The 21697-nt window shown below is 36.3% G+C and carries 23 protein-coding genes; 14 read left to right on the top strand and 9 right to left on the bottom strand.

Annotation, left to right across the window (positions count from 1 at the left end):
• Positions 1–47 precede the first annotated feature (47 nt).
• From EK417_RS12820 to EK417_RS12800, 5 genes are all read left to right on the top strand, one after another.
• Complete coding sequence (locus EK417_RS12820) at positions 48–377, top strand: ArsR/SmtB family transcription factor (RefSeq protein WP_076594672.1); 330 nt, start codon at positions 48–50, stop codon at positions 375–377.
• 186 nt (positions 378–563) lie between these two features.
• Entirely contained in the window at positions 564–1028 is a 465-nt protein-coding gene (locus EK417_RS12815) for an SRPBCC family protein (RefSeq protein WP_136522349.1), read from the top strand.
• A 126-nt stretch (positions 1029–1154) separates the two neighbouring features.
• Positions 1155–1733 carry a YdeI/OmpD-associated family protein gene (locus EK417_RS12810; RefSeq protein WP_136522348.1) on the top strand — a complete coding sequence of 193 codons (579 nt, stop codon included), beginning with the start codon at positions 1155–1157 and terminating at the stop codon, positions 1731–1733.
• Between the two features lie 15 nt (positions 1734–1748).
• Positions 1749–2147: a DoxX family protein gene (locus EK417_RS12805; RefSeq protein WP_136522347.1), complete on the top strand. Its 399-nt coding sequence runs from the start codon at positions 1749–1751 to the stop codon at positions 2145–2147.
• Between the two features lie 139 nt (positions 2148–2286).
• Positions 2287–2841: a DUF4256 domain-containing protein gene (locus EK417_RS12800; protein ID WP_136522346.1), complete on the top strand. Its 555-nt coding sequence runs from the start codon at positions 2287–2289 to the stop codon at positions 2839–2841.
• Between the two features lie 10 nt (positions 2842–2851).
• Here EK417_RS12800 and EK417_RS12795 read toward each other — a convergent pair whose 3' ends face one another.
• Positions 2852–3814, bottom strand: coding sequence for a hypothetical protein (locus EK417_RS12795; RefSeq protein WP_136522345.1), 963 nt, complete (start codon positions 3812–3814; stop codon positions 2852–2854).
• 466 nt (positions 3815–4280) lie between these two features.
• Here EK417_RS12795 and EK417_RS12790 point away from each other — a divergent pair, with 466 nt between their 5' ends.
• A complete protein-coding gene (locus EK417_RS12790; RefSeq protein ID WP_136522344.1) occupies positions 4281–4784 on the top strand; it encodes a hypothetical protein in 504 nt (167 codons plus the stop codon).
• 204 nt (positions 4785–4988) lie between these two features.
• Here the strand turns inward: EK417_RS12790 and EK417_RS12785 are convergent, their stop codons facing one another.
• On the bottom strand, positions 4989–6017 hold the full coding sequence (locus EK417_RS12785; protein ID WP_136522343.1) for a threonine aldolase family protein: 1029 nt from the start codon (positions 6015–6017) through the stop codon (positions 4989–4991).
• 85 nt (positions 6018–6102) lie between these two features.
• Between EK417_RS12785 and EK417_RS12780 the strand changes: the two genes are divergently transcribed.
• Positions 6103–6756: a metal-dependent transcriptional regulator gene (locus tag EK417_RS12780; RefSeq protein ID WP_076594667.1), complete on the top strand. Its 654-nt coding sequence runs from the start codon at positions 6103–6105 to the stop codon at positions 6754–6756.
• A 362-nt stretch (positions 6757–7118) separates the two neighbouring features.
• Positions 7119–7847, top strand: coding sequence for an IND family subclass B1 metallo-beta-lactamase (gene blaIND / locus EK417_RS12775; RefSeq protein WP_136522342.1), 729 nt, complete (start codon positions 7119–7121; stop codon positions 7845–7847).
• Between the two features lie 52 nt (positions 7848–7899).
• Here blaIND and EK417_RS12770 read toward each other — a convergent pair whose 3' ends face one another.
• The 4 genes from EK417_RS12770 to EK417_RS12755 all read right to left on the bottom strand — a co-directional run bounded on the left by EK417_RS12770 (position 7900) and on the right by EK417_RS12755 (position 12202).
• Positions 7900–9075 carry an aminotransferase class V-fold PLP-dependent enzyme gene (locus tag EK417_RS12770; protein ID WP_136522341.1) on the bottom strand — a complete coding sequence of 392 codons (1176 nt, stop codon included), beginning with the start codon at positions 9073–9075 and terminating at the stop codon, positions 7900–7902.
• A gap of 87 nt (positions 9076–9162) precedes the next feature.
• Positions 9163–10302 carry a hypothetical protein gene (locus tag EK417_RS12765; protein ID WP_076594664.1) on the bottom strand — a complete coding sequence of 380 codons (1140 nt, stop codon included), beginning with the start codon at positions 10300–10302 and terminating at the stop codon, positions 9163–9165.
• Positions 10303–10327: 25 nt separating this feature from the next.
• Positions 10328–11230, bottom strand: coding sequence for a TssN family type VI secretion system protein (locus EK417_RS12760; RefSeq protein WP_076594663.1), 903 nt, complete (start codon positions 11228–11230; stop codon positions 10328–10330).
• Positions 11231–11284: 54 nt separating this feature from the next.
• Entirely contained in the window at positions 11285–12202 is a 918-nt protein-coding gene (locus EK417_RS12755; RefSeq protein ID WP_228402430.1) for a type VI secretion system baseplate subunit TssG, read from the bottom strand.
• 459 nt (positions 12203–12661) lie between these two features.
• Between EK417_RS12755 and EK417_RS12750 the strand changes: the two genes are divergently transcribed.
• The 5 genes from EK417_RS12750 (at position 12662) to EK417_RS12730 (ending at position 17139) form a co-directional block, all read left to right on the top strand.
• The gene (locus EK417_RS12750) at positions 12662–13453 is read left to right on the top strand and encodes a S1/P1 nuclease (protein WP_076594661.1); all 792 of its coding nucleotides are present in this window, start codon (positions 12662–12664) and stop codon (positions 13451–13453) included.
• A 342-nt stretch (positions 13454–13795) separates the two neighbouring features.
• Positions 13796–14662: a sigma-70 family RNA polymerase sigma factor gene (locus EK417_RS12745; RefSeq protein ID WP_002979276.1), complete on the top strand. Its 867-nt coding sequence runs from the start codon at positions 13796–13798 to the stop codon at positions 14660–14662.
• Between the two features lie 184 nt (positions 14663–14846).
• Positions 14847–15452, top strand: coding sequence for a hypothetical protein (locus tag EK417_RS12740; protein ID WP_076594660.1), 606 nt, complete (start codon positions 14847–14849; stop codon positions 15450–15452).
• A gap of 13 nt (positions 15453–15465) precedes the next feature.
• Entirely contained in the window at positions 15466–15966 is a 501-nt protein-coding gene (locus EK417_RS12735; protein WP_136522340.1) for a GNAT family N-acetyltransferase, read from the top strand.
• A 54-nt stretch (positions 15967–16020) separates the two neighbouring features.
• Positions 16021–17139: an FAD-dependent monooxygenase gene (locus tag EK417_RS12730; protein WP_136522339.1), complete on the top strand. Its 1119-nt coding sequence runs from the start codon at positions 16021–16023 to the stop codon at positions 17137–17139.
• A 216-nt stretch (positions 17140–17355) separates the two neighbouring features.
• Here EK417_RS12730 and EK417_RS12725 read toward each other — a convergent pair whose 3' ends face one another.
• Together EK417_RS12725 and EK417_RS12720 are read right to left on the bottom strand one after the other, a co-directional pair.
• The gene (locus tag EK417_RS12725; RefSeq protein ID WP_136522338.1) at positions 17356–18240 is read right to left on the bottom strand and encodes a dihydrodipicolinate synthase family protein; all 885 of its coding nucleotides are present in this window, start codon (positions 18238–18240) and stop codon (positions 17356–17358) included.
• A 120-nt stretch (positions 18241–18360) separates the two neighbouring features.
• Entirely contained in the window at positions 18361–18816 is a 456-nt protein-coding gene (locus EK417_RS12720; protein WP_136522337.1) for a cupin domain-containing protein, read from the bottom strand.
• Between the two features lie 101 nt (positions 18817–18917).
• Between EK417_RS12720 and pdxR the strand changes: the two genes are divergently transcribed.
• Positions 18918–20348 (top strand): MocR-like pyridoxine biosynthesis transcription factor PdxR, encoded by a 1431-nt coding sequence (gene pdxR / locus EK417_RS12715; RefSeq protein ID WP_136522336.1) that lies wholly within the window; start codon positions 18918–18920, stop codon positions 20346–20348.
• 127 nt (positions 20349–20475) lie between these two features.
• Here pdxR and EK417_RS12710 read toward each other — a convergent pair whose 3' ends face one another.
• Positions 20476–21612: an Atu1372/SO_1960 family protein gene (locus EK417_RS12710; protein ID WP_136522335.1), complete on the bottom strand. Its 1137-nt coding sequence runs from the start codon at positions 21610–21612 to the stop codon at positions 20476–20478.
• Positions 21613–21697 lie beyond the last annotated feature (85 nt).

The raw sequence follows: 21697 nt of genomic DNA, 5'->3' as shown, positions 1-21697 counted from the left end.
GCGTAGCTAAATAACTACACATATATTTGTAGTCAAATAACTACACGATGAATTTAAGAAGAGATGTATTTCAGGCGATAGCAGATCCTACAAGACGGTCTATATTAATGTTGGTGGCAGCACAATCGATGACAGCGGGAGCCATTGCTTCCAATTTTGATACGGCAAGACCTACCGTTTCAAAGCATCTTCAGATCCTTACAGAATGTGAACTGCTGAGATCTGAACAAAACGGCAGAGAAATTATCTATCATCTGAATCCCAATAAAATGAAAGAAATAGCCGATTTTATAGAACCCTTCCGCAACATGTGGGATGAGAAATTCAACAAGCTGGAAAGTGTGATGAAAGCTTTTCAGAACTTGAAAAAAGAGTAATAAAAGATAATAGACGAAGAGATGAGAGACCATGGATGTCAAAGTTTAAATTGTGAACACCAGTGTCAATAGTGAATTTTGCTTTGCAAATGAATCGTCAATGAGCAGTGAAAGGATAACAACATTAAACTTTAAACCTTGAACTCTCCCACTCTCAAACTCTCAAACTTAAACACCACTCAAAATATGGAACTTAAAACAAAAATTCAGGCAGAAGACGGCAAACAGGAAATTTTCATCATCAGAGAATTTGATCTTCCTGTAGAACTTCTTTTCAAAGCGTATACAGAAGCTGAATTGTTCGAACAATGGATGGGAACGAAAGTAACCCAATTCGAAAACAAACAGCACGGAAGTTATCGCTTCGAAACGTCAAACCCTCAGGGCGATGTAGTTTTCAGTGCCAATGGAACTATTCATGACATTGTTCAGAATGAAAAAATTATAAGAACTTTCCAGATGGAAAACACCCCATTTCCGGCTCAGATGGAGTTTTTAACATTTGAAAAATTAACGGATACCACCAGCAAAATCACGATCCAGACCATTTATAAATCTGTAGACTTCAGAGATCAGCACCTGAAAATGCCTTTTGCACAGGGCATTAATATGGCGCATAACCGTTTGCAGGAATTGTTAGGTGAAAGGTAGCAGGTAGCAGATAATAGGTGATACCAGAATTTGATACAAGATACGAGGTTCGAGGTTTATATACTATCCAGAATAACTCAAACCTCTCCCACTCTAATACTCTCAAACCCTAAAACATACCACACAATGAATCCAAAAGTTAATTTTTTCTTCGAAAACGCCGGACAATGGCAGGAAGAATTTGAAAAATTAAGAACTATTGCCCTGAGTACAGAGCTTACAGAAGATTTAAAATGGGGCTGTCCCTGTTATACCTATGAAGGGAAGAATATTTTCCTGATCCACGGTTTTAAGGAATACTGTGCCCTTCTCTTCTTCAAAGGTGCTTTAATGAAAGATCCTGACAATATCCTGATTCAGCAGTCTAAAAACGTACAGGCAGCAAGACAGATCCGCTTTACAGAGCTAGCGCAAATCAATGATCTGGAGGAAGTTCTTCGCTCGTATATGTTTGAAGCCGTTGAAATAGAAGAATCAGGCGCTAAAGTGGAAATGAAGAAAACAAAAGAGTTTGAAATAGCTGAGGAATTTCAGGAGAAGCTGGATCAAAATCCTGCATTACAGGAAGCTTTCCAAGCATTAACTCCCGGAAGACAAAGAGCCTATCTACTCCACTTTTCTTCTGCCAAACAGTCCAAAACCCGTGAAGCCCGCATTGAAAAATGTATTCCACAAATCATGGAAGGAATAGGATTAAACAACTAACTATAAAAACAGATCATGAACACACCACAACCATCACAAAAAAGAAAAAAGATCATCTATTGGATATTTACCCTTTGGATGGCTCTGGGAATGGTTTCCACGGCCATTGTCCAGCTGATGAAAAATAAAGATGAGCTGGCCAATTTTACCAATCTCGGCTATCCTTCTTATCTGATGATCATTATCGGAGTATGGAAAATTCTGGGCGTTATTACGATCTTAATTCCTAAACGTTTACTGTTGAAAGAATGGGCGTATGCAGGATTTTTCTTTGTTATGTCAGACGCTGTAATTTCCCATCTTATCGTGGGTGACACAGCAGGAAGAACTTTTCCGGCAGTATTATTATTGGTACTGGTCATTATTTCCTGGTACTTCAGACCGGCAGAAAGAAAAATCACTATTATTGATTAATGTTTTAAGATTAAAATGAATAAATTTTATCGCAGATAAAATCCTAGTGTCTTTAAAAAAGGCATTATTAATAAAATTTGCGTCTTCGCAATTCCAACAATACCACTCAACATATCCATATAACAAAATAAAATTTGACATGAAAAAGAAACTGACCCAGGAACAAATCAACGAGCTTTTAAAAACACTAAAAGCCCGTTTCGAAAAAAATATGAACCGCCATAAAGACCTAAAATGGGAAAAAATCCAGCAAAAACTGGAAACCAATCCCGAAAAGATCCGGTCTTTACACGAAATGGAAGCCACAGAAGGTGAACCCGACGTAGTAGATTACAATAAAAAAACGGATGAATATTCCTTCGTTGACTGCTCTCCGGAAAGTCCCAAACGCCGAAGCTTATGCTATGATTATCCTGCCTGGGATGCCAGAAAAGCCAACAAACCAGAGAGTAACGTCATTGATACTGCTTCTGAAATGGGCATTGAACTTTTAACAGAGGAAGAATACCGCCAGCTTCAGGAATTGGGAAAATTTGACCAGAAGACTTCAAGCTGGATCAAAACACCAACGCAGATCCGTGAACTTGGAGGTGCTGTTTTCTGCGACCGACGGTACAATACTGTATTTACTTATCACAATGGTGCAGATTCTTACTATGCGGCAAGAGGTTTTAGAGGAATATTAAAAGTATAGAGGAGAATAATTAACTGGGATCTCTCAGCCAGGGAGATTCCACACTCCAGAAAATAATGTTAACGCCCAGATAGTTTTCAGCATATTTGGTAAATTCTTCTTTGGTAAAAGGTTTCTTGGTTTTCGGATTTTTATAGGTCAGAGTCGGCTCCTGAACGGCCATTGCTACCATAGAAAGTCTTCCTTTATATCGATTAAAAAAAGGATAAGAATTTTTCATTTGTGCTTTTTTATCCGGAACAATATCAGGCCCGCCCAACCCAATATTATTTTTGTAAGCAAAATCGAATAGTCTGGACATATACTGATGGTCATTTTCCCATTCACAAGGAAAGAAATTGACATATTGCAGAACGTAAGAATGGTGGAAAGCACTTCTCGCAAACTTCAGATTTTCCAATTCGGCCTGAAAATAACGGTCACAGCTAAAGCCTGTTTTATCCTTTTTCATATCAATATCGATTGCTGTTTCCGGAAGATTAATCCCCTGAATTTTTCCGTCAAATTTCTTTGCCAGCTCTGCTATCAGTTTCTGAAATCTCAGCCTTACAGCCGGATTCCATTGCTGGGTAGCCCAACCGTTTCCAACAGGTTTATTTTCACCCGGATTATCATACTGAGGAACCAATCCTCCTGTATATTCTTTATCTTTCAAAAGATATTCAGGAATATATTTTGCCTGTGGTTCAAAAAATCTGTCCTGAAGTTGTATAAATAGTTTTTTATTCAGGCTTGTCAGATAATTCAGATCTTTTTCAATAACAGAAAAATCATATACATCTTTTGATGTTTCCAAAGCTTTCCAGTTATAGACAATCTGTACTCCGCCAATATCTTTGCGGGTAATCAGTTTTTCAATTCTATGCAGATCTACTGAGGAAGTATAAATATAATTCTGGGGTGCTTGTCCCGGAACAAAAAATAAACCTAAAATAAATAATCCCAAACTCAGCACTTTCGCCATCTTTTTCATTACAATCAATTTTAAAGAGTAAATCATTTTTCATGCCTAAAAACATTAGACATTTTTAAGAGCATTAAAATAGTATTTCATTATGAGCAATATTTTTAAACATTGTTGTCCAATTGATTAAAGTATAATTAACAGGTCGCTCCTCCGGAGCTTTATTATTATGGAGACTTCATTTTTTCTATTAACAGTAGATCCCGATGGGATCAAATTCAGCTCCAATAAGAACTAACTGTTAATAGAACGTATTTGCTTTAAAATTATAGCTCCAGAGGAGCGACCTGTTAATTCATGCTGTAAGTATTAATAATTTCAATGTATTTTTTCAATTAATATTTTTCATTAAAATTCATTTTCTGAAATATTAATTTTCATCATAAAATCATTATCTCTTCATATCCTATTTTTAATATACAAATACTATTATTATTTTAGCAGAATAGAAATTTGATTTTTAACAATTAAGGATATGAAAAAATTAATCTTATTGGGCGCTGTATCAGCTTTTTTAATCAACTGTAATAAGAAAACTGAAGCACCGGCTCCCAAAGTAGAAGCAGATACCATTGCCGTGGAAGAACCTGTAATAGATACTCTTGGACCAAAATCGTTCTGTTATATCGGGGTTACAGGAAAAGACAGTGTTTTTGCTTCTATTGATGACAATTTAGGAACAATCACCGGAAAATTATCTTATAAAAACAGTGAAAAAGACAGTTCAAAAGGAGATGTAACGGGTTTCAAATCCGGAGATACCCTGAAATTAACGTATGAATTTACTTCTGAAGGTAAAAAGAGCAAAAGAGATATCTACTTTCTTCAAAAGGATAATGTTTTAACAGAAGGTATTGGCGATCATAAAGAAGAAGACGGACAATCCAAATATGCTGACGAGAAAAGAATCAGTTATAAAGACGGACAGAAGCTAAGCCCTGCAGATTGTAAGGCCGTAAGCGAAGCTCTGAAAAAATAATCCATTATAAAACAAAAAAGAGGCTGTCTCAAAAGTCCACTAGAACTTTTGTCATTGACTACGTCGAATCTTCGATTTCTGACGAAGGAAGAATCTCAATCATAAACAACCAGATGAGATTCTTCACTACATTCCATAACTTTGTTCGCAGACTTTCAGTCTGTGTTCAGAATGACACTTTGGAGACAGCCTTTTCATTTTATATTAATTCTGTTTAATTATTTCAATAAAACGGTTCACAGCTTCATCTCCTGTGCTCCATGAAGTAATAAGACGAATAGCTGAAAAATTTTCATCTATTTTTTTCCAGACATAGAATTCAAAATTTTCAGACAATACCTCAATAAGATCGTTATTTAAAATAGGAAAAATCTGGTTGGTATAGGTATCGGAAAGAAAAGCTGTTCCTTTTTCCTGCAGAGCTTTTTTAATTTTCATCGCCTGCTGATTGGCATGTTGTGCCAGCTCAAAATACAGATTGTCTTTCATGAGTTCCATAAACTGAATTCCCAACAGTCTTCCTTTTGCCAATAACGCTCCTTTTTGTTTGATATTAAAAGCAAAATCTTCCTGCAGCACAGGATTATTTATCACAATTGCCTCTCCTATCAAAGCTCCGTTTTTAGTTCCTCCAAGATAGAAAACATCGGTAAGAGCAGCTACTTTTTCCAGCGTGAGATCACTGATCTCTGCTGTCAGTCCATGCCCCAGCCTTGCTCCATCCATAAACAGGTATAATTTATTTTCCTTACAAAATGCGGAGAGTTCTTCCAGTTCTTTTGCCTGGTAAATTGTTCCCAGCTCTGTAGAGTTAGAGATATACACCAGTTTAGGCATCACCTGATGTGGCACATTACTGTGTCCTTCTAAAATAGGAACAATATCTGAAGGTTTTATTTTTCCATCTGCCGTTTCAATGCTCAGTACTTTATGGCCTGTAGCTTCAATAGCTCCTGTTTCATTATTCAGGATATGCCCGGGAGCAGCAGATATTACACACTGATAAGGTTTTAGAATGGCAGAAATAACAATTAAGTTAGCCTGCGTTCCACCAGAAACTAAAAAAACTTCCGAATCCGGACTGTTGATTTTTTCTTTAATTAATGCTTTCGCTTTTAATGAATACTCATCTTCTCCATAGCCAGCCTGCTGTACAAGATTATGCTGTGAAAGGGCCTGTAAAATATTAGGATGGCAGCCTTCAGAATAATCGTTTTTGAATGAAAATTTCATAGAGTAAAAGTAAAAAAAGTTAAAATAACAAGAGCCAACTTTCCATTTTATTTTGTTAGATTTGTAGTGAAAATCATCTAACATTTTGAAAACAACCCTAACAGAAGAGAATTACCTGAAAGCTTTGTTTCATTTAGTTGACAATGAAGGAAAGGTTACGATTAATGAGCTCAGCAAATTTTTGAATGTAAAAATGCCGAGTGTTAATAATATGATGAAGAAATTTGCAGAAAAAAAGTGGGTTATTTATGAAACCTATAAACCCTTAATCGTTACAGAAAATGGAAGACGTGAAGCAGCTCTGGTTGTTCGTAAACACCGACTTACCGAAATGTTTCTGGTTAAAAAAATGAATTTCGGCTGGGAAAACGTCCATGAGATTGCAGAGCAGCTTGAGCATGTGCATTCGCAGATCTTCTTTGATAAAATGGACGAAATCCTGGATCATCCTAAATTTGATCCTCACGGAGAACCTATTCCCGATAAAGATGGTAATATCATTGCCCAGGATTTACAAAAATTAAGCAGTTGTGAACCGGGAGAAAATGTAACTTTTGCTTCTGTTACCCTTTCTGATGATGCTTTCCTGACGTATCTGAACGACAGAAAATTGCTGCTCAATACAAAAGTGAAAATTGTAAAAATAGAAAGTTTTGATAAATCCATGACGATAGAAATTGAGGGCAAAACAGAAATTTTAAGCAAGAAAGCTACTGAGAAAATACTGGTTAAGAAATAAACCATTACCACTGAAAAAATAAACTGAACAGATTTTCATTAAAAAAAATCAGGCTTTTCAAAATTTAAACGATTAAGAATCGTAAGGAGAAAAGTATAGTTAAGGTTAATCATTCTGATTTTAAGCTTACAGCGAAATTTTACTTAATGCTCTATCCCAAATAGACCTAACAGGTTTTAAAAACCTGTTAGGTCTGACATTCATATAAATCTACTTTTACTCTATTCCTCAAACTGTTAAAAAACGGTTAAACTCTTCTTCTCTAAATACCCGAAAATTTATTTTTACCTAGGTTTGCAAAACTTTCTACAGGCTTTGTCTTTCCGACAAATACCCAACCTTTAATTATTACTCAAAAAATTATGAAGAAAAGCATTCCGTTTTTTATTATTTCGATGTTACTAAGTCCATTTGCAAATGCTCAGACTACTCAGGTAAGAGATTTCGTGATTGAACCTCAGATTAAACCCAACTTTTATATTTATAAAACTTTTGGTGTATTTGGAGGTAAAGAATATTCTACCAATGCCGTTTATCTGGTAACCAAAAAAGGAGTTGTTTTGTTTGATGTTCCATGGCAGAAAACCCAATATCAAAGTTTGCTGGATACTATTCAGAAACGCCATAGCCTTCCTGTTATTGCTGTATTTGCAACGCATTCACATGATGACAGAGCCGGAGATTTAAGCTTTTATAATAACAAAGGAATCAAAACCTACGCTACAGCGAAAACCAATGAGCTTTTGAAGAAAGACGGAAAAGCAACTTCCACTGAACTTATTAAAACAGGAAAACTTTACCGTATTGGTGGTGAAGAATTTGTAGTAGATTTTCTTGGTGAAGGACATACTGCTGATAATGTAGTGGTTTGGTTTCCAAAATATAAAATACTGGATGGAGGATGTCTTGTCAAGAGCAAAGCAGCCGTTGATCTTGGCTACACAGGAGAAGCCAACGTTGCCCAATGGCCGCAAACCATGACAAAGCTGAAAACCAAATATTCACAGGCAACTTTGATTATTCCGGGACACGATGAATGGAAAGGAGGCGGACACGTAGAACATACGCTTGATCTTCTGAACAAAAAATAAATTTGAAGCGCCCTGGCGGATGCCAGGGCGCTTCAAATTTAAAACCGTCATTTTAATGGTTGATATTTTCTAAAAGTTGTGATACTCTTTCAATTTCTTCCATCGTATTAAAATAATGAGGGGATAAACGGATCGCATGATCTACATTTTTAGAGGTAAAATCAATGAGTGCATCCTGTCTGCTGTTTTCCTTAAAAAACACCTTTTGATCACTCAGAACCTTATGAATATTTTCAACCCTTCCATCCGGCTGGCAAAAAGTTACAATACTGCTTAATCTATTTCCCTGATCCAGCACTCTGAAATCATAATTCTGAAGATTGATTCTTAAGGTATCGGTCAACTTCCGGTTATAATTCTCAATTTGATCCATTCCTATTGCATTGGCATAACGTAAAGCTTCTGCAAATCCAGCTAAAGCAGCATAAGGTCTTTCAAAAAATTCAAATCTTTTAGCGGTATCATTGAGCTGAAAATCATCAAATGCTGTCCATTGAGCACCAAAACTATCTAAAAACAGAGGATACATTTTCTTGTTTAATACTTTATCTGAAACATACAAAAATCCAGTTCCTCTTGGTCCACGTATAAATTTCCTTCCGGTTGCCGTGAGAAAATCACAATGGATTTTTTCAACATCCACCACAATCTGTCCTACAGACTGGCAAGCATCCACAAGATACAGAACATCATATTGTTTACACAACTTCCCCACTCCTTCTATATTCTGGATTAAACCAGAATTAGTAGGAATGTGAGTAACAGCAATTAATTTTGGGTTATACTTTTTGATCAGATTTTCAAAGGCCTCAAGATCTAATTCATGGTCAGGAAGATTGTCCACTCTGATGACTTCAATATGATATCTTTTCTGCAAAGAAATAAAAGCAATCTGATTGGATATATAATCATCATTGGTGGTAATGATACAATCTCCTTCTCTAAAATCAATACTGGATAAAGCTTTTGCATATCCATCTGTAGAACTGCTTACAAATGCAATATGGGAAGGCTTTGTATTAATCAATTTTGCCGTCTCTTCATAAAACTGATTGATGATACCCGGGTTTTGCACCGCTGCTGCATACCCTCCCAATTCCTGTTCTTCATATAAAAACTTAATGGTTGTCTCCACAACAGATTTGGGCATTAATGAAGCCCCTGCACTGTTTAAAAATATCTTACCCGAACATCCCGGAGTATCCTGTCTTATAACTTCTAAATTCATTTTTATTGATCCTTACAGCAAATTTACTTTTAATTTTTCCTAAAAACGTCTATAAAAAATCCCGAATTTTCATCCGGGATTCAATTTCTAATCTAAAACACTCCAACCTCTTTTTGGGTTTGTGTTCGTGGAAACTTCCTGCTCATTAACGATGATATTTTCTTTTCTCTGCCCGATATAATCAAGCTCGCTTAGTTTAGAGAAAATAATTTCAAGGCTTCTCAACATCTGTTGGATATAAAGCAAAGGTTCACCACAATTGTGGTGGTCATAATTCGTTTCTGCTACAATAGAAAGCTGGTTCAGTAAAGTATGAGGAGCAATCTCACTCCATTCCAGACTGTAGTTCAGCATTTCCTCCAATTCTGCAGGAACAAGAAGCTGGGTTGAATTGTATAAATGAAGTGCCAGTCTTGCAAAAGACTCAATTAAAAATACAGGCGGCTGCCATGGCGTAATATTTCTGAACTGGAAATACATATCGCCGAAAGTATTTACCATGGTAGTACACAAAAACTTAACGTTTTGTGCCAACGCTGTATTCTGGTTTTTGTGCGATGCTTTCTGAATGATTTTAAAAGCATACTGCTGAAGGTTTCCGATAGACTTCGCATAGCTGCTGTAATAGTCTACCAAAGCCGGATGACTCTGTACGGAAGTACAAGGCGGAATAAAGTTGGAATCTACCTGAGCAATATTTCCTTTTAAATCTACTTTACCGATGATAAGATAATTTCCTCCTGAATAGCTGCTGTTCAAAGACGTTACAGGAAGCAGTTCAATATGATGGTTCGGCTGTGCACTTGGGTGACGCGGCGGAATTTCCTCAGGATCAATATCTCCGAAAGGTACTTTATCAAAGGGATTTACAGAGATCAGAATATAATATTCTCCATCTGCCTGGTCTTCATTCATTGATTTCGCTAATGATTTCACGCTGATTCTTCTGTCCGTCAGCTCAATACGGTATCCTGCCATTGTCACAGCGCTGCAACGCTTGATTACCAGCTGTACATCATTGGTTGCCGTGTTGTGAACATCAAAAATGGTACGGTCTGTAAATTCATTGGAAATAGGCAGAAGTCCGTAGTTATATGTAGTAATCCCAAGGGAATTGGAATCTCTGATAGTATCAATTAAGAAATTATCCTGATCATTAAGGTGTCTCTGGGAAACTTTCATCCCATCCACCCAATTGATGGCAAAATGTTTAATAGGCTGTATCATGTTTAATACTTTTTAATTTTTGTGTTTATGACTTTCTTGTGACTCCCTCCTCTTCATGCTGAATAACTCTCTTACAAATCACCACTTCATTTTCAGAAATGCTGTTTGTGGTAATGTCATGGTCGAAATCTATATATTTTCTAAAACTGAAAAAAGATTTTTTAGTGTAAAAGATCCAGTAGTAAGGCTCATTTCCTTCGTCTGAAAGATGAATAATGGACCCTGGATTTTTGTGGTTGTAATCATCTACTACTCTGTAGAACCAATCTCCGAACGTAACTCCGGTAGGAAGTGTTTTGGCTTTAATTCTGAAACGGTTGGTATCTTCTAATTTTTTGCTTAACTCAACATTCAGGACCATTAACCTGTCAAAATCTGCCCCTTCAAAATCAGGAAGCTTCTGCTCCGGAGAATATCTCCATGTTTTATAAATATCAAAAGGGATACTGATAAACTGAATATAACAGTAATAAAATACCATTGGAACCACAAAAATCACCATACTTGTTGCAGCCATCACAGCATATCCTGTGCCTTTGCTCATCCAGTTGAAGATCAGTGTGAAAAGATATCCCCCCAAGGCTATACAAGTCAATGAAAGGATAGATTCAAACAGAATACTCATTGCAAAAGAATCGATGTGCTTTTTGAAATATTTATGCAAGAGATTCACATGAATAATCCCCAAAATAAGGTAGATCACCTGCGCAATAAGATACCAATACGGATTAAAAAGGTTTCCCGCAAATCCAAAAACACCCGGAATAGCCAGGCATAAGCTGCAAAGGAGTACGTATATAATAATTACTTTAATTTTTATCGCAGGTTTATTTCTCCTGATTACACCGAGTATAACCATCATAATAATTGCGATTAAAGGCATTAAGATATACCTTAAAAAAATACCTTTTACTGAAGAAATTTCCATTTGTTTCTTTTCGAATTTATACTTTGTTGGTAACTGTAAATATAATAAAATAATTTAGAGGAATGTAGAGTATCCAAGGCGGCTGGCATTTCTTTCATCGTCCTCAAGACTGAATGAATATTCCTCTTTTTCTGTGACAAAATTCTCTTCCACATCCACTGTTACGGGAAGAAAATAGTCATAAAGAGCCTGAAGTACATTTCTAAACGGACTTCCGGGAATAAACTTCTTCATATCCTCATAAGGAATAGGACCAATATTCACCACCCAGTTTCGCTGCCCGTCCATATGAGGTCCGCTTGGAATATAGGTAACTCCCAATCTTGAATTCCCCAGTAACATGGAATCATCATTTTTCTCAATTCCATCAATAATATTAGGTGAAAAACTTACCTGTACCGGTATCTGCAGAAAAGCAGTCATGCATCTTTCAAACCATCTCTTGTCTCCCCTGATCTGATGGAAAAACGGCAGAATATGCATGAAAATATAAGCACTCTGCTCATCCAGCATTTTGATCATAGGCCAAAGCTCACTTATGGTTTCCAGCAAAGAATCCGTATTACTGGTGATATCAAATTCTGATTCTTTAAGCAAAGCACTGATTTCTGTAAAAAATACTTCCAGCTCAAAAGGACGGAAAAACCTGCGGGCATCATCTTCTACCCTTTTCTGCTTCCGGATCTCCCTTACCACAGTATCTACATTCTTTCTGGAAGCCCCCAGGGACGGCGGATGAAATAAACCTTCCGGAAGATAGTCGTAAATGCCTTCTCTGTAACTCTGTATAGTAAAGACTTCCTCATCAAATCCCAAATAACTGCTTGAAATACTTTTAATATCTTTCAGGTAAGCACGGTCATTCACCCCCACACGCTCAATGAAGATATTGCTTACCGCACGATGGTATTTCAATAGGTTTACAGCCACAGCTTCAGCCTTAAAATCTGTCTGCAGTTTATTGTAATGCATATCTACAATATTATTCTCATACATAGTGTTTCCTCTGATTATGACTTGTAAAGATAATATATCTCATAAGTTTGAAAAAATATTTTTACAACAATTTTATTTTAAAAATAATAATTAGTTGACATTAATAGTAATAATTTTCTACAAATTCCGTGAAAATACGGTAAATGGAAAATTTACTTGCTTTTTAGGATTTAAAATTAAGTATTCAGAACCAATTGTTTAGGATTCAAGGTTTAAAGTAAGTTTGTAATTGTGTTTTTATTTTAGATTTTATATAGGATATAAAAAGTTTTCTGCCTTTATCTTCAGTACTTTCTAATCTATTCAAAACTAAGATGGTTATGCTTTTATGTAAATTAAATTTTATTAATATCATCTTATGGAATAAATTCATGATTATGTATGCTCATTCCGAAAGCGGGCCGTATCTTTGCAGACTGAAAATTGTTATTTAAAATGAAAAGTATTTATTCTAAAATTCTGATTTTAGCATTCATGGCCTCTTCACTTTATTCTTATGCGTGGGGATTAACGGGACACAGAGTGATTGCAGACATTGCAGAAAACCACCTTTCCCGCAAAGCGAGAAGAGAGATTAAAAAGATCATGGGGAAAGAGCGTCTGGCTTACTGGGCAAACTGGCCGGATTTTATCAAATCTGACACAACAGGTGCATGGAAGCAGGCTTCATCATGGCATTATGTAAACATTGATCCGATGACTGATTTTAAAGCTTTTGAACAAAACTTAAAAGCACAGGCAGGACCAAGCCTTTATACTCAGGTAAACACATTATCCAGCCAGATCAAAGACAAAAACACTTCTGAAAAAGACAGAAAAATTGCTTTAATCTTCCTCATTCACATTATGGGAGACCTTGCACAGCCACTTCACGTAGGAAGGGCTGAAGATTTGGGCGGAAACAAAATCAATGTTACGTATTTCGGGGAAAAAACCAATTTACACTCTGTTTGGGATGGAAAGTTAGTAGATTCTCAAAAATACAGCTACACTGAATATTCCAAGCTTTTAGATATCAAATCTAAAGAAGAAGTAGCACAGATTCAATCCGGAACACTGGAAGACTGGCTGTATGATTCTCATAAAATTGCCAATAAGATCTATGCACAGACTCCAAACGATTCTAAATTGTCTTACGACTATCAGTACAAGTTTAATGAAACGATGGAAAGACAGCTTCTTTACGGAGGATTAAGACTGGCGAAAGTATTGAATGAGCTTTTCTAAGCAAGGATTTCGAGTTACAAGTTGCGGGTTGTTTAATCCAATACAATGTAAAATATAACTCTTAAATATAAAAACGGGACTTCGGTTTCGTTTTTTTTTGTTTAAGGTTTAAGGAAATTATAAAGTTTGTAAATGAATTTACCTCTTTTAGAATTTATATTTATTTTTTTAAATTATAAACCAAAACACACAACAATTTAGTTATCAGTGATTTAACCTATTATTAAAAAATCATTAATACATTTTATAATATACATTGTACAAAAAATATTGAACCTTGTGTAACCTTTATACCTTTTCATACGTATATATTATAGTAACTCTTTTTTGAGGAAAAAATAAATGAGACAATTAAAAATCACTAAGCAGGTTACCAACAGGGAAACTGCTTCATTAGACAAGTATTTGCAGGAAATTGGTAAAGTGGAACTGATTACTGCGGACGAGGAAGTAGAATTGGCACAAAGGATACGTGCAGGTGACAGAGCCGCACTTGAGAAATTAATCAAAGCCAACCTTCGTTTCGTAGTATCTGTATCTAAGCAATACCAAAATCAAGGTCTTTCTTTACCCGATTTGATTAATGAAGGTAACTTAGGATTAATGAAAGCAGCAAAAAGGTACGATGAAACTAGAGGTTTCAAATTTATCTCTTATGCAGTATGGTGGATCCGTCAATCAATCCTACAGGCATTGGCTGAACAGTCAAGAATTGTAAGATTACCATTGAACAAGATTGGATCTATCAACAAAATCAATAAAGCATACGCTCACCTTGAGCAGGAAAATGAAAGACCGCCCTCTCCGGAAGAATTGGCTGAAGTTCTTGACATGAGCGAGGAAGATATCAAAGAATCTATGAAAAACTCCGGAAGACACCTGTCTATGGATGCGCCTTTAGTGGAAGGTGAAGATTCTAATCTTTATGATGTATTACGTTCAGGAGAATCTCCAAGTCCTGATAAAGATCTGATGCTTGAATCTCTGCAAATCGAGATTGAAAGAGCATTGAATACTTTAACGCCAAGAGAGGCTGATTTGGTAAGATTATACTTCGGACTGAACGGAAAACACCCAATGACTTTAGAAGAAATTGGTGAAACTTTCGATCTTACAAGAGAGAGAGTTCGTCAGATCAAAGAAAAAGCAATTAAGAGACTAAAACACAATACCAGAAGCAAGATCCTTAAATCTTACCTGGGTAAATAATTTTAGCGTAAAAAACTTTATAGGCGGAGTCTGTTTTCAGGCTCCGTTTTTTATGGATGTAACATTTTTCAACGTTTGTTCAACTAATTAAAATCATATCCTTTATCAGTTGTGTTAGAATTGAAATGATTAATTTTAGCTGCTTTGGATATGATGCTGATTTTCAATCCAAACAAAACATACTATGAAAAAAATATTTTTCGGCTCTGTTCTGATACTTTCTTTACTTTCCTGCAGAGAAAATAACCGCCAGGCTCCTACCGTAGAAAATGCAGTTGACAATGCTGAATCTTCAGTTTCAGAAACTATTAAAAAAAATACCAGATATTCCTCACGTGAAGGAAACCTTGTTCATGAAATCTATCAGGAGCTTGTAAAAAACGACAAAGCTTTACAGGATCTTGACAAAAGAATAACGGTTATTAATCAGGAAACTGAGGATGCAATTACCGAGTATGATGATGTTATTCAAAAATCAGAAACATACTATAATGATGCAACGGCATTATCCAATTCGGTAACCGATTCTGTTACAAAGAAACAAATTGAAAAAGAGATAAAGGCCAGCTCTGAAAAATATGATATAAAAACACAGACTATACGGGACCTCATCGCCAAAATAAAAGCAAACAGAGCAGCAGTTCATGATCAATACCTTGTATTCAAAATCAGAAAGACACTTCCTGAAATTGAAAAGTACCAGAATGCGCATCCTCTGAAAACAGATCATCTCAATCAAGTTATCAATAAGCAGAATAAATTGCTGGCAGAACTGAAAAATTTTAAATAAAAACCATCACCTCATGAAATATACAACCCAATGGCTTACCGATAAAAACCGCGTGAAAGAGCTTGTAGACTTTTTTATTACCCACAAAACAGATGCTTATATTTCTCACGGCGAAATGATGTCCGGAAGAGCGATAGACTCACACCACTGGAATCCTGATCTTGAACTGATTATGACAGAACAGCTGATCACCGATTTCAATTCCGATGGCAGTTCCAAACTTAATATTCTGATTGCTGAAAACGAAAACGGGGAAATTGTCGGCATGATGGTTTTTAATGTGATCAACAGTCCTTTTAAAAAATATGCCATTCTGGAGGATATGCTTTTAGACCAGTCTGTGAGAGGCCAGTCTCTTGGAAGTAAACTTCTGGAGGAAGCGATTCACGAATCTAAAAACTGGAATATCAGTTTTATTTTACTGGAAAGCGGAGTCAACAATCATGGAGCTCATAATTTTTTCAGCAAGTATGGTTTTAAAAAAGTATCGGAAAGTTATATTTTAAGTTTATAAGTTAAGCAATTAGAATCTTTTGCAATGTTGTGACATCCTACTAAAAAAGTATACATGAACAATATTTCAATCATAGGAGCCGGAATCGGGGGACTTACCCTCGGAAATGTCCTGAAACAACATCAGTATGATTTTACGATCTATGAATCCACTCCTGAAATAAAGCCTGTAGGAGCCGGAATTATGATGGCTGTCAATGCGATGCAGGTTTTCAATCACTTAGGTTTGAAAGAAAAGATTGAAAATGCTGGAAATAAAATCCACCGGATTGTTATTGCCAATGAATCTTTGCAGACCATCTCAAAAACAGAAATCCTTGAACTGGAAACACACTATAATTCCTGCAATGTTGCTATTCACAGGGCCGAACTTCAACAGATCTTGGCGGAAAGCCTTCCTTCCGGCTGTCTTCAATTAAATCATTCACTGCAAACAATAAGAAAAGAGGAAAACTATATTTTACACTTTGAAAACGGAAATCAGATTGAAAGTAAAATCGTTTTTGGAGCAGACGGTATCAAATCCCCTATCCGTAATCAGATCTTAAAAACCGGTATCATACGGAGTTCCGGCCAAAAATGCTGGCGTGGCCTGGTAGATTTTGATCTGCCTGAAAAACATCATCAGGAAGCTTTTGAAATGTGGGGCAAAGGAAAGCGTTTCGGATTTGTAAAAATTTCTAAAAAAAAGGTTTACTGGTATGCCTGCATCAATGAAAACAGCTTCAGCCTTGATGCATCACTTGCAGATATTTTTAAAGATTTTGATTCCCTGGTTTTACAACTTATTGAAGCTACTGAAAGCGAAAATATCATTTGTAATATCATTTCTGACCTCTCACCTATTCCTAAATGGTATACTGAAAACTTATGTCTTACCGGAGATGCAGCCCACGCTACCACTCCCAATATGGGACAAGGTGCCTGCCAGGCTATTGAGGATGCTTATATTATCGGAAAACTTCTGGAAAAAAATCAGGATTTCAATGCTGTTTTTGAAGCGTTTCAAAATATCAGAAGAAAAAAGGTGGATTATATCGTCAATACAAGCCGTACCATAGGAAAGATTTCGCAATGGGAAAAAGGAAATTCATTCCGTAATTTTCTGATGGGTTTAATTCCGGAAAGCATGAATCTGAAAATGGCAAAAAGAATTATAGAGCTGGAAATGTAGGAAATGGAATTAAATTAAAATTCAAAAAAATATATTTGACAGATTACTAATCTCAAAAATTGACAGAATGAAAAAAATCTTTTATGTATTTGGAGGGATGATGAATATCTGGATAAAAAATAATAGCCATTAAAAAAACAGAATTCTCAAAATAAAGAGCATAAAAAAGACTGTCCTTTTCAGACAGCCTCTTTTATACAAGATTATAAGATTGTACTAATTGATAAGGATTTTCATAATATTTTTTAATTCTTCAGTTTCTTTTTCATGTAAAGGTTTCAAAGGACTTCTCAAATTCCCGCCATCTTCACCCAAAATAGTAAGACCTGATTTCACAGCTCTCGGCAATCCTTTGTTCACAATAAATTTTAAAAGATCAAACTGCTGGTAGAAAATTCTTTTTGCTTTCTCAAGATCACCTTGTTCCACCGCATGATAAAGACTGATATTCAGTTCCGGAATAAGATTGGGAGCTGCAGTACACCATCCTCTTGCTCCCGCAGAAAAAGCCGCCAGAGCCAAAGGATTGGAGCCGTTGTAGAATGCAGCGTCTTCCCCCAGTTCTCTTCTCAGATAATACATCCTCTGAATATCTCCCGTACTTTCTTTAATCATGGTTACATTAGGAATTTCCAACAGCCTTTTCAGCAAAGCCGGAGACATGTCTACTCCACTTGTTGCCGGATTATTGTACGCCATGATCGGGATAGATATTTTACGTGCTACCGCATCATAATGCGTTACAATTTCGTCGTCAGTAAGCTTCCAGTAGCTCATCGGAATAATCATCACCGCATCAGCTCCTGCTTTCTCCGCAAACTGGGCGTGGTGAATGGTTTTCTCTGTCGTAAGGTTGGAAACCCCTACAAGGGTTGGAATTCTGCCTTTTACCTGCTGTAAAGCAGCTTCTGTAACTTCTTCCTTTTCTTCGTCCGACAGATAAGGCATAACTCCTGTACTCCCCAATGGAGCGATACCATGGCTTCCGGAAGTGATCAGCCTTTCTAACAAATGTTTGAAAAGCGGAATGTCTACTTTTTCATTTTTGTCAAAAGGTGTAATGGGATAAGCAATAATCCCTTTAAATGGAACATTTTTCATGTTTTACTGATTTAAAAATTGAAAATAATTGTAAACCATTAAGAAGGCGTAAGTAATTAAGGTGAGTTTCGCCTTGAAAGGAAATCATATCCAGTATCTTAATGGTTTAAATCTCTGCGATTAAAGGTCTCTGCCTTCTTCTTCTCTTAAAGCGACACCTAAGTTCTGCAGCTGAGGGGCATTTTCGCAGGCAATATATTTGGCAGGTTCTGTATCGCTCAGATTCTGATGTTTGTGCCAGGCCCATGAAGGAATGTATACGGCATCTCCTGCTTCCCAATATACTCTTTCATCTTCTACTTCTGTCCAGCCTTTTCCTTCAATCACAAATAATACAGTCTCATAAGTATGACGGTGTCTGTTGGTTTGCTGTCCGGGAATCAGTCCTCCAATCGTCATGCTCACATTCTTACTCGGAAGATCGACAAAGAAAACCGGATGTTTTCTTTCTGTTGAAAACTGATTGTGCTCTCCTGCATTTTCTACATTTTTGTGGATCAAATGGCTTGGTTTTACATACTTTGGTCTTGCAAAAGTTTCGTGGAAGTCTTTAGAACTGAATTGTTTCTTCTCCATGATTTTTTAATTATTAGGGTTTTGTGCTTTATTGCATGACAAAATTATTCTATATTTGGACTGTTTAAATGATTCAGTTTTTATATAAACAGATAGTCCAGATGCTACGCCCTTGGAAATTAGAATTAGAAATTGATAAGAAGCTTGAAAAAGCAGTTTATCTACAGATTGCAGACACCATCATTACAGATATCCGATCAGGAAGGTTAAAAGCCGGCGATGCACTTCCCGGAAGCCGAAATCTTGCACAGAATTTGAAAATCAACAGAAATACTGTTGTAGAAGCCTATCAGGTGCTGATCAACGAAGAATGGGTAATTTCGAGAGAAAGAAAAGGTATTTTCGTATCAGAAAAGCTCCCTGTCTTACATGAAAAAAATCCAGAAGAATTGTATGATTCCCCTAATCGACGGGTAATTCCTAATGGGATTTTAATCAATTTCGATGATGGCCATCCCGACAGTAAAATTGCACCTGTGACAGAACTGGCAAGAGCTTACAGGCAAATATTCAGCATCAAAGCAAAGTGGCAGATGATGGGATATGGAGATGAACATGGCGACATAGAATTCAGAAAAATGATTTCGCAAATGCTTAATCATCAGCGCGGAATGCATATTCATGAAAATGAAATTTCCATTACCCGGGGCAGTCAGATGGGAATGTTTGTGACTGCTCAGAGTCTTTTAAGTCCCGGTGACATTGTTATCGTAGAAGATCCTGGCTATCAGCCTGCCTGGCAAGCGTTTCAGTATGCGGGAGCACAACTTTTGTCCGTGCCTGTAGATCAGGAAGGAATAAGTATTGAGATTATTGAAAAACTTGTAAAACAGCATCAGAATATAAAAGCAATTTACATTACTCCCCACAGGCAATACCCTACTACAGTTACTCTAAGCCTTTCAAGAAGATTAAAACTGATTGAGCTTTCAAACCAATATAATATGACCATCATTGAAGATGATTATGATAATGAGTTTCACTTCGGATATCGTCCTATTCTTCCGGTTTCAAGTTTTCCTGAGCTGAACAATTATGTATATATCGGGACTTTAAGCAAAGTGGTAGCACCTGCTTTAAGGATCGGTTATCTGGCTACTAAAAATCAGGAATTATTAAAAAAAATTGGTGATCTGAGAAAGATTATTGATGTACATGGAGATGTCATTATGGAACAGGCAGTTCTGCAGCTGATTAAAGAAGGTGCGGTAAAAAAGCATATCAGAAAAGCAACCGTTCATTATAAGAACAAAAGAGATTTTGTTTTTGAATTGTTGAAGAAGCACATGAAAGATATTGCCGATTTTACTTTGCCCGAAGGTGGTCTGGCTTTTTGGATTGTTCCTAAAATACAATTGGACTGGGATGTCACAACTGCTTTATTATTGGAAAAAAACATTAAAATTATTCATCCTAAACAATACAGCCTAAATAATATAAATGGGTTCAGATTGAGTTATGGAGCACTTTCTGAAGAACAGCTGGAACAGAGTATTCCCTTGATTGCTGAAGTTTTTTCTACATTTTTCTAATATTTTTCAATCATAATGGTCTCAGATTTACACAGGAATTTAGTTCAAGCCGACAATAGTTTAGGATTTATAGCCTTACCATCTGAGTATATCTGAGACACCTGTATTGTAATTTTAAAAAAACAGCTTACTCTACTTCAAAAACAGCCTGAATTTCTACAGAAGAACCCACAGGAATAGAAGATGCCCCCAAAGTAGCTCTGGCATGTTTTCCTTTTTCCCCGAAGATTTCAACAGCAAGGTCGGAAGCAACGTTCATCAGATCTGCATGTTTTGTATAATCATCTTTGGTATTAAAGATTCCTGTAAGCTGAACACATTGTTTTACTCTGCTTAAATCTCCTCCCACCGCTTCATTTAATACTGAAATTACGTTCAGCATGGTTACTTTTGTAGCGTCTTTTACCTGCTGCTCATTTACTTCAACACCTAATTTTCCCGGATTGAAAATTTTCCCGTCTTTCAGGGCAACCTGATTGATAAATACCAGATTTCCGGAACGGACAAACGGCTGATAATTCCCTGCAGGTTTTGGAACCTGTGGAAGTGTAATATTTTTCTGCTTCAATATTTCATTGAAATTTGGGTGATGTTCAGCAATAGCAACAGTTTTTTTCAGGCGGGTATCTTTTAGTGCCAATGCTACTTTCGCAAAGTTTTTCCCCTGAAGCTCAGCAATATTTCTTTCTCCTTTAGTAGGTCTTTCAACATCTTTTAAAGAAGCCATGCTTGTAACTCCTAAAACAGTATTTCCCTGTGGAATAGCTTTATTAAGTTCTTCAGTTCCACGAATTCCATTAGAAACCAATATCATACCATGTACCGCAAGGCTGTTCCAGAATGCCTGAAGCGCAAGTTCTTTTCCTGCTCCGCTTCCGGCAGACATGAAGACAGTGGCAGGAACTCCTTCCAAAGCATGATTAGTCCACAACTGAACGGTTTTCGATAAAAATTCACTCATCCCCGTACTGATATTCCCGAAATAAACCGGCGAACCAAAAGCAATTCCATCATAAGATGTGAGTTCATCTACTGTTGCTACAGGAAGATTTTTCAGGGTTGGATTCTGTGAGGGTTTGACTAATTTGATATAAGGAACTGCATTATTTTCGCTTTCCATTCCTTTGGCTATTTCTTTAGCCAGTTCGTAAGTTCCGCCATTGTCTGAATGGATAAGAACCAATATTTTAGCTTTATTTTGTGCCATGATGTTGTTGGTATTAGATAATAAAATTAAAATAAAAAAAAGACATAATTTTTTCATTCTGAATAAGATATAGATTATATTTTGAATTAATCATGTAGTTATTACATTGATAATACAAAATTACTACTGTCGTTTTTATTAA

The sequence above is a fragment of the Chryseobacterium candidae genome, assembly GCF_004916905.1.
Lineage (GTDB): Bacteria > Bacteroidota > Bacteroidia > Flavobacteriales > Weeksellaceae > Chryseobacterium > Chryseobacterium candidae.
This window is presented reverse-complemented; position numbering and strand designations above follow the sequence as displayed.